Here is a 14,433-nt window from a genome sequence, read left to right as displayed (position 1 = left end):
GTTTGCCTAGGAGCCGCTAAGACAATCACCACCAGGTCGAACCATACCGATGCACATCCTCGGCGGCCCGTTTCAAAATGCGAAGAGATATGCTTTAAAGGAGGCTATTTTTACATAACTCGGGGCACCAAGCTATGTTGCGTGGACAGCCAACCCTGACTGCCGGGGTCTCGCTGTGACGTATGACCTGCCTGACTTCTTCGGACCGATTCGATCTCGGGGAACGGCCTCGATTGCTTCAGTTGAACAGTATCGCTGCTTGAACTGGTTGGGTGTCGGGTAGGCCAGACTCGAATACGGCCGAATGCCATTGTAGTGTAGAAGTCGCGACCCGATCTGACAGTTACCCGTTCCGACGGTGCGTGACTGTCAGATCAGATTCAGGTGGCTCACTTTCTCCTTCCACACCTCCTTGCCCGCGATGAGCGTCTGCAAAGGCGTGCGACCACAACACATCTTACCTTGATGCGTTCGCTCGCCGTTGTAGTACATCAGCCAAGTATCGAGATCGACCTGCAGTTCCGCCAGCGTCAGATAGAGCTTGTGGCGGAACGCGACCTGATAAAACTCCTGCAGGATGGTTTTATGGAACCGCTCGCAGATGCCATTGGTCTGCGGATGTCGCGCCTTGGTTTTGGTGTGCTCGATGTCGTTCAGCGCCAGGTACAGCTGATAATCGTGCGATTCCGGCTTGCCGCAATACTCCGTGCCTCGATCGGTCAGCATGCGGATCACACCCATGCCGTGCTCCTCGAAGAACGGCAACACCCGGTCATTGAGCAGATCGGCCGCCGTGATCGGCGTCTTGGTCGTGTACAGCTTGGCCATCGCCACTTTGCTGTAGGTGTCGACGAAGGTCTGCTGGTAAATCCGGCCTACGCCCTTGATCGTGCCCACGTAGAACGTGTCCTGCGAGCCCAGATAGCCGGGATGAGCGGTTTCGATTTCGCCATGAGCCACATCGTCGTCCTGCTTTCTTTCCAGCGCGGCCACCTGGTCCTCGCTCAGCACGATGCCTTTTTCAGCGACCTGCTTCTCCAGCGCCACGAGCCTCAGCTTGAAGGACGACAACGCGTGACGCAGCCAGATCGAACGAACGCCGGATGCAGACACGAAAATGCCGCGCCGGCGTAATTCGTTGCTGACCCGAACCTGCCCGTGGGCGGGCTGCTCGATGGCATAGGCCAGCACGGCGATTTCCGTCGCTTCATCGACTCGATTCTTGGGATTCGGCTTGCGCCGATTGCTGTCGAACAGGGCATCGACGCCGCCCTCGGCCACGGCGTTCTGATAGCGGTAGAACGTATCGCGCGACAGCCCCATCACCTTGCAGGCTTTCGACACGTTGCCCAGCTCGGCGGCCAGATTCAGCAGACCGATCTTGTGGCGGATGACATTTTGGTTGAGACTACTCACGGGGTTACTCCTTGGCGCTTGCGCGCTGTTTTGATGAAGATTCGCACCTCTATCAAAACGGGTAACCCCGCCTCTTGGCAAGGCCTTACTGTCAGATCAAGTCTGAACTTCTACAATTGTAGCGACGCCGCCATTGCTCAATGACGACCTTGGCCTCGAGCCGTGTCCGAAACCACTCCAGGCTCAGACATTCGTCCCTGAACTTGCCGTTGAAGCTTTCATCCGTACCGTTCCGCCATGGCTTGCCGGGATCGCTCGACGCCATCTCCATGCCGTTCCGAGCCGCCCATTTCGAATGGCGCGTGACACGAACTCCGGGCCATTGTCCGAACCCAGGTAACGTGGCGCACCGTGCAGGCTGACCAGCCGTGACAGCCCTTCGATCACCCGCCCCGAGCGAATCGCCCCTGCCATATCGACGGCCAGGCATTCGCGCGTGTATTCGTCGATCACCGTCAGGCACTTCAGCTGCTGAGCGTTGGCGCAGGCATCGAACACGAAGTCATAGGCCCAGACGTGCCGGGCCGCCTTGGCTGGTTGAGGCCAAGGGCGATGCACCAATACTCGCCGGCGTGGGCGTTTGCGAGCCACCGGCAAGCCCGCGAGCCACCACCGGCGCCAAGCCCGGTCGGCGCTCATCGGATGGCCTTGCCGATCCAGAAAAATCTGGATCCGACGGTAACCGTAGCGCGGGTATTGCGCCGACAGCATACACATTGCTGCCAGCACCGGCGTATCGCGCTTGGCGAGCCTCGACTCCTAACGCAGCGTCGACCTCGCCACCGACATCAGCGCGCACGCTCGCCGTTCCGACAGGCCACGCGCCTTCGCCTAGGCGACCTGCTCGACCAGCGCCCTGGCCGCCTCGCGCAGGATCGTGACCATGTGCTATTCCGTAAACCGGCTCTTCTTCATGACTTCCTTTCTCCGTGGGAAGCCATTCCCTCGAGCTTCAACTGGCCCGAAAATCGCAAGGCCGGTCCCTAGTTTGAGCGGGGATAAATGTCGGAAAGCTTGGCGTCAAACGTGGCGTCCGTATCCAAAACGGCTTGACTCATACCGGCCGGAACTGACGTAAATTGTAGATTGAAGTTGCCGGTGCTAAATTCCGGAGTAACAGGCATCAAGGTTACTGCTTTTGCAGCCCCCACATCAAATTTCGCACCCAAGATTTGAATCTTGTCATCAGCAGAAGGCAAAGGCATCACCCGATAGACAGGGTCTTTTATGGAAGAAGCAGTCCCCACTGCAACCCAACTTCCATCATTTTCCTTGGTGTACAACAAATAGGTAAATTCACCATTCAATTCAATTGGCGCCCCCCAGAGCTGGTCGTCACCCTGTTGATTCAGATAACCCAAAATCAGCGGATAACCATTCAAGGTCAGCCAAGCACCGTAGAGCGGAGCCGTCACCGATACCGTTGCCCTGAAGTTTTGCGCGCCAGAATAGATCGGCATGCTGCCCACCAACGTTGCCGTACCATCAGAATTCACTGAAGAGAACAACAAACTATCAACATCAAGAACGCCAGCATCACCCCTGATATCAGCCGCAATCGCTCCATTTTTGACTGCAGCATCAATTTCATGAATACGCGGCTTTGCCGAAATCACGGAAAGATAGTTTTTTGAAAAATCCTGATATTTTTGAGAAAAATTGATAGCTTGATAACGCAAAGAGCCGGCAGCACTACTCAATGAACGAGAAGGAAAATATGCCGTCAGCCCGGAAGCATTGCCATAGTTATAAGTGGTGTTATTATAAACCACCGCCTGACTGATCGAATCAGATAGTTTCTCCGAGCCTTGCACGATGTCCGAGATGCTTCTCGAGAAAAGCTTTAAATCCACCAAATCAAGGTATCCATCTCCGTTAGTGCCGTCGCCGGTTCCGCCGAAACCGAGCGAAGTGGCGCGCTTCCAAACTATGTTGGACCAGCTACTATCATTCGCACTCGCCTTGGCCATAACCGAATCCGACCATGATTCGAGAGCACTTTGGACCGCACCAATTTTTTGTAGATCGATGAGAGACAGTGTCCCGTCTTTTTTCTCAGATTCTTGTTTCAAGATATAAGAATCCGCAACGACCTTTCCAAAGGTTCGTGCCTCTTGAGCCGCCGACGAAATAACCGACGTCCAATTCCAGCCCGATCCCGGCTCAATTTCTTCGGAAGCCAAAAGATAGTTGGCATATGGGCTCAGTGCAGTCGACACCTCAACTGTAGCCATCAAGCAGGCATCGAACCCAATAACATCGAAATGAATATTCGATGCCTGGACCCCGTCGCGAATGCCTTGAGCCAAGGCATTCAGAGACAGCATCGAATTGGAGCCATCTGCAGCCTTAGTATTTTCATCCCCACCAAAACCCGTCCAACCTCCACCGTGATCCCACATCAGCAGTTTATAACTGCCTGCCGGATACTGTTTTTGCGCCCAATAGATAAAATCAGACAATGTCTTGGGCGCACCCATGTCTAGCCGCCCGAGCTCAGAGACCTGCTGGATTTTTCCGCTCGATAGTACGTGCCGCCTCACACCAATCCAATCCGGAATCTGCCGAGACGCATCGTTACTGACGTCGGCCCCTCCGGTTTCAATTACAACATTGGTATTGGGAGGGAGCGACGCCTTAAGCATTTCGATTATATTCTCATCCGCACTTTTATGGATGCTTTCCAAATTAGACCCAACCATATAAACCATCACGGTTGTCGATGCTTGCGGCTGGGGATTGGGAGGCAAAGGTGCATCATCACCACCACCGCATGCCGACAAAAACACCACAGCCGAAAACATCACTGATCGGGAAAATTTATTTTTCATGAACCAACCCCACTTCATTCAAAAGAATAGACAACCACTGTCAGAAAAATTTCCAATTCTCATCAACACTCTGCATCCAATCTTAAAAGCCGGATGACTTATTGAATCACGTGAACTGGTGCCACAACATCTTGGTTTCGCATCGAGCCCGCTGCAGCGCGAGGGCTCGTCTTAATCGTGACGTAGCCGAGCGTACCCGGTACGGCGCTGAACCGCCCAGGCGGGACAAATCTCCCGCTTCTGTTATTAATCCCTCTTTTCTATTGATGCGATAATCCAACCAGGCAGACGAGTCATACCACGCCAAACGAATCGGAGTCTCATAGTTGCCCGCGGCAATAGCCAGCCATATGGATTCTCCGGCTTTCAAGCGAATCGCATTGTTTCGTCCACTCGGAGCCGGGCCAAGGGAATCGTCGCCATTTACCGCATTCACGTGGAACACGGGCGTTGAGTAGCGGATCGTATAGGGCCGGAGCAGCACGTCACTATTCCTCAACCAACGGCGCATCGAACTTCACACATGGTTCCATGACATATTCGCGACGAGCATGACCTGCGCAATGAGATTCAGCGCGACGAAGCTCGCATGGTAGACCTGATTGCGCGTGCGCATGGCCACAATGCAGCAGACGCTAAACGCGGCGGCCTTTATCCAGTAAAAATCTCCGAGTTCCGCTACGTGCAACTCGCCCTTGATCAATGAATCGCCGATATCGACGATGTTTTCTGCAAGTGCGAGGCCGAAAAACCACACGCGCCGCGACATGAAATAGTCGCGATAGTCCTTGTAGTCACGCAACGAGTCGGGAAAAAGCATCGCGCTCATCAGATAGATGATGAACGCATAGAAGATCAGGTACAGGTAAATACCGAAGGTCCACACCGGGATCTCTTTCAGCGAGAATTCCCACCACCAGAACTGCAGGATATTCAGAATCAACGACGCGACCCACGCCATATGGATCGGATAGATATTCTTGTGCGACGGATGCTGGACCGTCAAACTCAGTCCCTTGAGCATATGTGTCAGCCCAAGGCTGACGATCATGCCCATGACAATGCGCACGTGCGTGAACTTTTCCATGAGGCGATCCGGCGCGGCTAGCGGCGCGCATGTCTGAAAACCCGCGTCGCCAGTGCAAGCCAACCGAGCGCTGGTGGATCGGTCACCACGCGTAGCGCGCGTGCGTAATCGAGCACCAGTCCCGGCGTCCATGCCATGGTGCGGGCGCGATGGCGCAACTGCGCGGCGATCCACAATTCGGGCGTCGCGATCGGGCGCAGCGCATCCGCCCAGCCACCGTCGCGATACGCCGTGCCCGCGAGCGCGGCTTCGAGGCCTTCCGCGACGGTGCTCGAACAGTTTCGATTGGTAAGGTTGTAGATCGCGGTTGATTGATAGCCACGCACGAAGTCGCGAAGACGGGCAAAATCGAAACGGCGGAAAGTAATGCGCGCGGTCGATTCGCACCAGTTGGCCGCTTCTTCCGGATAGCTCGGCAGATAACGTCCAGCCACGTTGTTGAAGGCATCGGCCCGCAGCAAACGTGCGAACTCTTCAGGAGAACGGTCGATCTCCACTGCGGGGTAGAGGCTCAAGTAAAGATCGCCAGCCTCCAGCGCCGCATGACCGGTGGAAATCACACCGTCGGCGTCGACTGCGGCGATATAGCGATCCATCACCGGGCGGTTGAGCGCCTTACTCTTTGCCGAACCTACAGGTGTCCATACGTGCACGATCATCGGCACCGCATTGGAAGTCACGTTCAATGGCGTGTCCGCGACTTCCGCCAGCACCCCCTTGCGCACACGGAGATACAGCCAGATCATGCGGCAGCCGCTGACGGCCATCCACAGGCCGATGCAGTACGGCACCGTGCCGCGATAGTGCGTCGGGTACGGTTGGAAGAAAAAGATCGCCAGCGCCAGGCTCATCGCGCCGAGCGCCATGGTGGAGCGCCAATGGCGGTACCGCACCACCCATGCCGCCGCGATAAGGAGAGCCCCCTCTAGCGCGAAGCCCGCACCGAAAGTCATGGCGAGGAGAAAGTCGGAATAGCGGTGGCGGATGATGATGAGTATGCCAATCAGCACGCCGATCAGACCTTTTATAACGCGAAAGCGGGTCTGTATAGACAAGCCGCTCTTCGCCAGCACGATCGCAGCGGCGCCTTCCGTTGCCAGCAGCACGCCGAAGGTTTGCAGCGGAAACCACAGTGCGCCGTCCAGCGCATCGACTACCACGAATGCTCCGACGCCAAGCCAGATCGCGCCGAGAATCAGCAGTTTCGTAACATGACGGCCAAGATAGCGCGCGCCGAGCAAATGGAGGAGAAGCTGGATCATTTTCTTGTAACGCTATCGGCTAAAGCATGAGGCGGAACGCCCTGCTCGTCGGACGTATCATCGAGCATCGTGCGACGCAGACACATCTTTAGCGCCTCGATGGCGCGGACATGGCGGAGGCGCGCGGCGCGCAGGTACTTTGGATCGTTCGCGGCGGCCGCGCTTTCCAGTTGCGCGCGGATGCAGCGCTCGTCTTCCAACAGCGATGCGACGACCGCATCGCCGCTACGGCTTTCGTCGAGCAGACGGATGAAGGCATGAACGTTTTCAGTGGATATCGAGCGCGCCTTCTCACCGATCGCAAGCGCGCGGTTCCAGACCGACACCACGATCGCCGCGACCCACACGAGCACATTGGCGGGCACGAGCCAGGCGGGTAGCGGCAACGCCGCTACCGCGCCGTGCAACCAGTTGGGGGAGACGGTCGCGCCCTGCAAGCTGCTCGCGGAGGACACCGCGCTTTCGAGCGCATGATGACGCGCGACTTCGATATCAACGCCCTTGGACGCAAGAAGCAGCGCCACGACGAACAGAATGATGCCGGCTACAAAGATGTTTTGCCGATGCTCGCCTTCGTAGATGGAGCCAATCGCTTCGCGCAACGAGTCAAGCATCAGCACGGACGCGACGATGGGCAACTCTGCGCTGCCCAGAAAGTTCACGATTCCGTGGTTACCGCCCACCTGCGCGTGCAGCATGGTCAGCACAGCCGTGACGAACACGGTAAGTACGACGCCGCCGACAGCGTCGGCGAATACTGCCTTTTTCATGATAATCCTGAATCTTTTTCCGATTGAGCTGACACAAGGCGTCGGCGTTACGTCTTTACTAACGGACGGTCGAGCAAAAACTTAAGTCATCGAAAAGTTTTTTTCAGTGGCGACCTCAGAGGTGGTTGCGCGAATTCGGACAGTCGGATAAGCGGCGCAACCGGGGCCTGGGCCAGTGACAATGCCGGCAAAGGAACCCGGAAGATGAGGAAGAGAACCCGACGGGGCGCTGTCACGTTGGCGGGTATGACCGAGTAGACAAGGTGATGAAACCGAGGGCTCGTCCGCAATTTCGTGGTCGAGGCAGATGCTGGTTCCTAAGAGGCCAGTTCAAAAACTCCCGAGAGGGGCTGTTTACTTCCTCGGCAAGCTGTTAACCTTGGGCATCAGAACAACGGAAGTCCAAGGATGGAAGCGCCAATCATTGACGACGAACTGTGGATACTGATCGAACCATTGCTGCCACCTGCGAAGCTTCGAGCGAAGAGCGATCCTGGTCGCCCGCGCGTGTCCGACCGTGCGGCTCTCAACGGCATCCTGTTCGTGTTCAAAACGGGAATTCGTTGGAACCACTTGCCGACTCGTCTGGGCTTTGGCTCGGGCGCCACATGCTGGCGGCGATTGAGCGACTGGCAAAAGGCTGGTGTATGGGACCAACTGCACGAGTTGCTACTCGACAAGTTGCGTGCGGCCGGCCAAATCGATCTGTCATACGCTGCGGTCGATTCGTCGTCCGTGCGCGCCGTTGGGGCGGGCGAAAAACTGGCCCGAACCCCACCGATCGCGCGCGACCCGGTTCCAAGCACCACGTCCTCGTAGACGCCAACGGCGTTCCTCTCGTTGCGATCCTGACTGGCGCGAACACCAACGACGTCACGCAGTTGCTGCCGCTCGTTGATGCGATTCCACCCATTCGCGGCGTTCGTGGCCGACCGCTTCAGAAGCCCGGCGTCGTCTACGCCGATCGCGGCTACGATTCCACCCGACATCGTCGCGCGTTGCGCGAACGCGGTATCAAGCCCGTGATCGCCAAGCGCCGGACCGAGCATGGCAGTGGTCTGGGCAAGTATCGTTGGGTGGTCGAACGTACGCATTCCTGGCTCCACAATTTCCGGCGCCTACGCACTCGCTTCGAGCGAAGTGCCTACATTCACGAAGCATTCCTCAAACTTGGCTGCTCGATCATCTGTTGGAACATCTTCAGACGAGCTGAGCAGGGTTTTTGAACTGGCCTCTAAGAGAACATATGCCTGGCAGGCCGAAAGCCGAGCCGGCCGAGTTGCCGGATCGGCCACGCCGTGACCGACCTGCGCGGCGAACTCCAGCCGCTCGCCGGCGGCGGGCGAGGCGCGCTGGCGGGTTCCGCTGCGCGCCATGCTGCGCCTGCTGGCCGGGCTGTTCGAGGCACCCGCGCTGGCCAGGCTGTTGCGCGCGCAACGGTCTGTCGAATTGGCGACCCGTGCGATCCAGCGCACGAGGACCGCCTGGGAAGCGGCGCCCGAACAGCGCCTGCCGATGCGGCGCGTGCTGGCCGGCCTGCATTTCGTGCGCAGCGCGTTGCTCGAGCACGACGCCCGTTCGTTCGCGCACGGCGCCGCCCTGGCTGACCGCAAGGGCGCCACGCCGATCCCTCGCGAAAATGGAAAGATGCTAACCATCGCAACGGCTTAATCGATCGAGGCCGCGCTCCTAGAGTGACGACACCGCTGCAACGACAACGGCACTCACTGAGGAAATTCGACATGAAATCGCTGCAACTCGCGCTGGCCGCCCTGCTCGTTTCCACCGCCGGCCTCGCCCAGGCCCAGGCCGCCACCGGCGGCGCCGACCAGCCGGCACCGAAGGCCCACGCCTCGCAATCGCCGCGTCCGGCGGCGGCCCGGAATCCCGACGCCTGCGTCGGCCCGGCCAGCTTTTGCAACATCTATTTCGGCAGCTGAGCGTCGCCGCGCCGGCCGCCGAGGCGGGACCACCAGACTTCTATCGCAACGGCCCCGGCCCGCGCGAGGCGAATCCGCTCATCCTATGGCACGGCGACGATCCGGCTCGACACCTGTTTCACGCGGCTCGATGGGCTCGCGCAAGACAGGGTCCACTCGGCGGCCAAGCGGCGCTTCACGCACGACTGGAAGATCATGACGCTCGCGTCGCTGCCGAACCCGGGCGGCGCGTGGGTGCCCGAGCCGGCCGCACGCCTTTGCGGCTGGGCTACGAATCTGCGGCGCGGCAGCCGCGTCTCGCCGGTGGCCGCCAGCCTGCGATGGGACGGGTTGCGCAACGGCCGGAACGGAGCGGACCGAATACGCGCCCGCCGGGGCCGGCACGGAACACCGAACGGCGCGGGTATCGGGAGCAGGCATGGGGCACGGACATCGGGCGCGGCGTTTTCGCAACGGTTCGGCGGCCGCCTCGCGGCTTCAGGAGAAATCTTTTGACATTCGGCAGGTCGAGGTCTAGATTAGGGTTAACACTTAGGAAACAACCCTAGTTCACTTCCGTACACGACCATGTCGAACCTTCGCCAAACCCAAGCCGCCTCGCGTCAATCCTCGCCCTCGTTACTGTCGAAAATCGGCGCCGTCATGCGCAACGTGTGGGCCCTGTTCGAACTCCAGTCGCAGCTGCAACTGAAGGCGGCGACGAGCTACGCACGCGGCCCGGTGCAAGCCGCCGCGCGCCGCGATCGCCGTAGCTGAAGCCCTGCCGGCACCATCCCGCCCGGCCCATGGCATGTCGTCGTGGGCCGGGTTTTTCATCGCCGTGCAGTTACCCGCGCGGCGCGGGCAGCGGCCCGATGCGGGTCAGGCGGGCGTGGCTTCCGCCGCCGGGGTCGGCGCGCCGCGCGTGAAGCGCGACAAGTCGCGATACGCGGCGCCGGGATGGGTCCCGCCCAGGCGCGGTCCCTCGCCGAACAGCTTTTCGCGCAGCGTGCCGGGCCGGTAGGCGGTCGGATAGGCGCCGCGCCGCTGCAATTCGGGCACCAGATATTCGACGACGTCCTCGAAGGTCTCGTGCGCGAGCGCGTAGGCGAGATTGAAGCCGTCCACGCCGGTGTGTTCGCGCCATTCCTGCAGAATGTCCGCGACCGTCGCGGGCGAGCCGACGAACACCGGACCCAGGCCGCCCACGCCGCCGAAACGCGCCAGCTCGTCGATGGTCCAGCGCCGGTCGCCGCCGGCCAGGTGCTCGACGGCCGACACGATCGCGTTGGTCTCGACATGGCGCACCAGATCGGTCGGTGCGTACTGGCCGAAGTCGATGCCGGTCCAGCCCGACATCAGCACCAGCGAGCCATCGTAGGACACGTGCCGCAGGTAGTCGTCGAACTTGGCCTGCGCTTTCTGGTCGGTTTCATCGACCACGATCGTCACCAGCGTGTAGATCAGCAGCTTGTGCGCGTCGCGCCCGGCCTCTGCCGCGCGCCGGCGGATGTCGGCCACGTAGTCGCGCAGCGTGGCGCGCGTGGGCGCGGCGACGAACACGCACTCCGCGTGCTGCGCCGCGAACGCCTTGCCGGCCCCGGAGGCACCGGCCTGATACAGCACCGGCGTGCGCTGCGGCGACGGCTCGCAGAGGTGGTAGCCGGGCACCTCGAAGTGCCTGCCGTGGTGGCGGATCTCGTGGATTTTCGCAGGATCGGCGAAGATCCTGCGCTCGCGGTCGCGCAGCACGGCGCCGTCCTCCCAGCTCCCCTCGAACAGCTTGTACAGCACCTCCAGATACTCGGCGGCGATCTCATAGCGGTTGGTGTGATCCGCGAGCCCGGCCTGGCCGACATTGCGCGCGCCGCTCTCCAGATACGACGTGACGATGTTCCAGCCGACCCGGCCCTTCGTGTGGTGATCGGCGGTGGAAAGCCGGCGCGCGAACGTGTACGGATGCTCGAAGGAGGTGGAGGCGGTGATGCCGATGCCGAGGTGCTCGGTGGCGAGCGCGATCGGCGCGGCGAGCTGCAGCGGATCGTTGACGGGAATCTGCACGCCCTGATGCAGGGCATGGTGGCTGCTGCCGTGATAGACGTCGTAGTAGCCGATCACGTCGGCGATGAAGATGCCGTCGAAGATTCCCTTCTCGAGCGTCTTCGCGAGATCGGTCCAGTATTCGAGGTCCTTGTACTGCCACGAGCGATCGCGCGGATGCGACCAGAGCCCCGGCGACTGATGTCCGACGCAATTCATCTCGAACGCATTGAAGCGGATGGGGTGGCTCATGCTCGATATCTCCGGTCGAAAAAGGGCCGCGCGATGCGCAACCGGCTCATGGGGGCCGCTGCCCGCCGTAAGCCGGACCATCCGCCGAATCTATCGAACCGGCCGCCACGTCTCCAATAACGATTCCCGCAAAGGTCATGACTGCGTCGCGCGAATGCTTATCGGCAAACGCGGATACCCTCGCGCGACGCCCTGCCCAGGCTTGGCCGGTCGGGTGTCGCCAACCGCGGCGGGGCCGCGCGTGGATGCCGCCGCATGCCGTGCCGCATCAGGCGCGCCGCCCGTGCCCGAAGGCATGCCCGCTTTCACGCCTGAGCTGGTCTGGCGCGCGGCGCGGGCGGGCCAACCCCGTCAACGCCTGGCTGCGCCAGCAGCTGGTCCGCGCCTGCGTCTAGCGCTCGGCCGCGGCCGGTCGGACCGCGAAATGCCGTGGATAGTCGGCCGGCCGGAAGCGCTGCACCATCAGCATCATGGCGACCGTCACGACGGCCAGCAGCAGCCAGGCCTCGGTGAAGCTCGACGAGACATCCTTGATGAAGCCGGCGATCAGCGGCGACATCGCCGCGATCAGGTATCCCACGCCCTGCACGAACGCGGCCAGCTGGCCCGCGCGGCGCGGCGCATCCATGTGGTCCATCGCCACAATCAGGCTGAGCGGGAACAGGCCGCCGATGCCGATGCCGAGCAACCCGGCCCAGACCACGGGATAGGCGACGGGCGCGAGGATCAGGCCGACGAAACCGGCGATCACCGAGGCCAGCACCAGCAGCAGCACCGGACGGCGGTCGGTGTGACGGCTCGCCAGCGCCGGCATCACCAGCCCGGACACCACTTCCATGCCGGTCAGGTAGGCGAGCAGCAGCCCGGCATGCGTGTCGGGCCAGCCCTGCTCGACGTAGAACGGCGGCAGCCAGGCCAGCACGCAGGTATAGGACGCCGTGCCGAGCCCGAAGAAGATGCCGAGCAGCCAGGCCCGCGGTCGCGCCACCAGCGGCTCGTCCTGAACCGCCGCGCCCGCCGTGCCGGTTTCGGCCGCGGCGAACGCAACGATGTCGCCGCGGATGGCGTACCACGCCGCCAGCGCCACGGCGGCCAGTGCCGCCCAGGCCGCCAGCGCGCGCTGCCAGCCGCCCAGCCAGACACCGATGAACGGCGAGGTGGAGGCGGCCAGCGCCGCGCCGCCCATGATCGCGGTGACGTATACGCCCATCAGCAGCGCGACCGCGTTCGGGAAGCGGCTCTTGATGATGCCCGGCATCACCGATTGGATCACGGCGATGCCCATGCCTGCCACCACGGCGGTCAGGATCAGGTCGAGCGCCGTGGACGCATGCAGCCGCGCCAGGCTCGCCAGGCCGATCACGAGCAGCGCGATCGAGATGACGCGATGCTCGCCCCAGCGCGCGGCCAGCCGCGCGCCACGGAACATCGCGATGCCCATCGCCAGCACCGGCAGCATGGTCAGCAGCGATACCACGGTGTAGCTGAGCGGGATGGAGTGGCGGATCGGGGTCAGCAGCGGGCCGATGGCGGCCATCGAGGGCCGCAGGTTCAGACCGACCAGCACCAGTGTCAGGATCAGGGGCACGCGGCTGGGCGTGCGGGATAATTGCGTCATGCTTTCGCTCTTTACAAGGAGTAGTGATTGCGCATTAGATCGTGCCCGGACTCTGAAAGGCAATTTAAAATTTCATATGCGTCATCGAATTTTTAAAATTGTCGAAATGCGGAATCGGCACCGGTGCGCCTTTCGCCTGGCGCGGCACGCTGATCGGCACCTGACCCGCCGAATTGAAGCGATTTATCGATTCGATGCCTTGGCTCGAGCCATTATCGCGCCATTGCATCGCTTGCCCCGCTCATGCGGGCAGCCCGATCCGCAGCGGCCCTGCCGAGGCGGCATGCCCGGATCGCGGGCCGATTTTATCAAGCTTCGCTGTTTCGTGACGGCAGCGGCATTCGCATCAATCCCTCAAATCATTGACACGATTGAAACCACGTGTGAAAAATGATTCGATCGAGATGCGCCGGAAAGCGCGGAGCCCGTGAATCGGGATGCTCGCCGATATCGAATGTTTCGCATTCCCCGAGCCACCGGAACCGACCGGATCGACAGACGCGATTCACCAGGAACCGCCGATCCGGCCGGCCCTGCCGCCGCCCCGCGAGCCAATCGGCGCCTTCGCCTCGATATCCGGCGATTCGATCACCTCGCTATTGTTGGATTTATCCACCCGGACAATCCTATTCATTTATTCGGCAGCGAATTGCGCAGAAGCACACAAAGCTCATCAAGCTCGAATATTCAATCGAATCGGCGAGCCGCCGGAATTCAGCCACCGGCTCATCATGCCCGCCGATTTTCAGCAACCGCCCGGGAGAGGCGATCAAGATCCGAGTGACAAAAAGGCAAGGCGTTTTGGACGATTGCGGCTGACGCGGCAAAGAGGAAATCCCGTACCGCCTACGCAGCGCGGATTGCAGCCGATGCTGAATATTTCGTCGCATGGATCGACGCTGCGCAGCGTATTCTCGCGTGCCCCGGCATCATCTTTGCCGGGGCGAATGCATTATTTTCCGAATACTATCTGGAGCAGCCGATTGAGTCGGGCATTCACGACGTCCGGCGCATCGAATATTTTCCGAGCGAAATTGCGGAAACCGGCAATCCGCTCTCGAACGACATCGGCGCCGCGGCCAGCGTCATCAAGCTGGTGCCGCGGCTGGCCCGGTGCATCGGCACGCGGGCCGAACCCGAAGCCGCACGCGCGCCGAGCGCCCGCTGGCGCGCATCGCCGAGCGCGATCAACGCCTGAACGCCAGCCTCGAGCCGAGGCTGGCAAGGTGCTGGGGAAG

Annotated in this window: 13 protein-coding genes and 1 pseudogene; 4 read left to right on the top strand and 10 right to left on the bottom strand. The window is 60.9% G+C overall.

All coding sequences use genetic code 11. The features are described from left to right. Positions 1-369: 369 nt before the first annotated feature. From KS03_RS07710 to KS03_RS07695, 6 genes and pseudogenes are all read right to left on the bottom strand, one after another. On the bottom strand, positions 370-1,416 hold the full coding sequence (locus KS03_RS07710; protein ID WP_015877383.1) for an IS481 family transposase: 1,047 nt from the start codon (positions 1,414-1,416) through the stop codon (positions 370-372). A 115-nt stretch (positions 1,417-1,531) separates the two neighbouring features. Then, a pseudogene (locus tag KS03_RS29695) lies at positions 1,532-2,247 on the bottom strand (IS3 family transposase); the annotation flags it as partial. Between the two features lie 152 nt (positions 2,248-2,399). Continuing rightward, on the bottom strand, positions 2,400-4,247 hold the full coding sequence (locus KS03_RS29690; protein ID WP_015877384.1) for a clostripain-related cysteine peptidase: 1,848 nt from the start codon (positions 4,245-4,247) through the stop codon (positions 2,400-2,402). A gap of 517 nt (positions 4,248-4,764) precedes the next feature. Beyond that, the gene (locus KS03_RS07705; RefSeq protein ID WP_015877385.1) at positions 4,765-5,334 is read right to left on the bottom strand and encodes a hypothetical protein; all 570 of its coding nucleotides are present in this window, start codon (positions 5,332-5,334) and stop codon (positions 4,765-4,767) included. 17 nt (positions 5,335-5,351) lie between these two features. Continuing rightward, a complete protein-coding gene (locus KS03_RS07700) occupies positions 5,352-6,596 on the bottom strand; it encodes a hypothetical protein (RefSeq protein WP_015877386.1) in 1,245 nt (414 codons plus the stop codon). Next, a complete protein-coding gene (locus KS03_RS07695) occupies positions 6,593-7,366 on the bottom strand; it encodes a hypothetical protein (protein ID WP_039202873.1) in 774 nt (257 codons plus the stop codon). The genes KS03_RS07700 and KS03_RS07695 overlap by 4 nt, the downstream gene beginning before the upstream one ends. A 408-nt stretch (positions 7,367-7,774) precedes the next feature. On the opposite strand from KS03_RS07695, the gene KS03_RS29685 reads away from it, so the two are divergent. The 3 genes from KS03_RS29685 (at position 7,775) to KS03_RS07685 (ending at position 9,306) form a co-directional block, all read left to right on the top strand. After that, positions 7,775-8,592, top strand: a protein-coding gene (locus KS03_RS29685) for an IS5-like element ISBugl2 family transposase (protein ID WP_085962362.1) whose coding sequence is annotated in 2 segments (ribosomal slippage) — positions 7,775-8,123 and positions 8,123-8,592 — 819 coding nt in all. Because the reading frame shifts where the segments join, the coding sequence is not laid out codon by codon here. A 148-nt stretch (positions 8,593-8,740) separates the two neighbouring features. Further along, positions 8,741-9,037: a hypothetical protein gene (locus KS03_RS07690; RefSeq protein WP_017423687.1), complete on the top strand. Its 297-nt coding sequence runs from the start codon at positions 8,741-8,743 to the stop codon at positions 9,035-9,037. Positions 9,038-9,108: 71 nt separating this feature from the next. Further along, complete coding sequence (locus KS03_RS07685) at positions 9,109-9,306, top strand: hypothetical protein (RefSeq protein WP_015877387.1); 198 nt, start codon at positions 9,109-9,111, stop codon at positions 9,304-9,306. Positions 9,307-10,167: 861 nt separating this feature from the next. Here the strand turns inward: KS03_RS07685 and KS03_RS07675 are convergent. From KS03_RS07675 to KS03_RS33050, 4 genes are all read right to left on the bottom strand, one after another. Further along, positions 10,168-11,577 (bottom strand): LLM class flavin-dependent oxidoreductase, encoded by a 1,410-nt coding sequence (locus tag KS03_RS07675; protein ID WP_015877388.1) that lies wholly within the window; start codon positions 11,575-11,577, stop codon positions 10,168-10,170. A gap of 391 nt (positions 11,578-11,968) precedes the next feature. Continuing rightward, complete coding sequence (locus KS03_RS07670) at positions 11,969-13,195, bottom strand: cyanate transporter (RefSeq protein ID WP_015877389.1); 1,227 nt, start codon at positions 13,193-13,195, stop codon at positions 11,969-11,971. A gap of 64 nt (positions 13,196-13,259) precedes the next feature. Further along, entirely contained in the window at positions 13,260-13,424 is a 165-nt protein-coding gene (locus tag KS03_RS32265) for a hypothetical protein (RefSeq protein WP_017432593.1), read from the bottom strand. 276 nt (positions 13,425-13,700) lie between these two features. Beyond that, the gene (locus KS03_RS33050; protein WP_260849257.1) at positions 13,701-13,829 is read right to left on the bottom strand and encodes a hypothetical protein; all 129 of its coding nucleotides are present in this window, start codon (positions 13,827-13,829) and stop codon (positions 13,701-13,703) included. Between the two features lie 174 nt (positions 13,830-14,003). Between KS03_RS33050 and KS03_RS33335 the strand changes: the two genes are divergently transcribed. Continuing rightward, positions 14,004-14,393, top strand: a complete 390-nt coding sequence (locus KS03_RS33335) for a thermostable hemolysin (RefSeq protein WP_080569399.1) — start codon at positions 14,004-14,006, stop codon at positions 14,391-14,393. Positions 14,394-14,433 lie beyond the last annotated feature (40 nt).

It is taken from the genome of Burkholderia glumae LMG 2196 = ATCC 33617, assembly GCF_000960995.1.
GTDB classification, from domain to species: Bacteria; Pseudomonadota; Gammaproteobacteria; order Burkholderiales; family Burkholderiaceae; genus Burkholderia; species Burkholderia glumae.
Note: the sequence above shows the minus strand (reverse complement) of the source record. Positions and strands in the feature narration are given on the sequence as shown.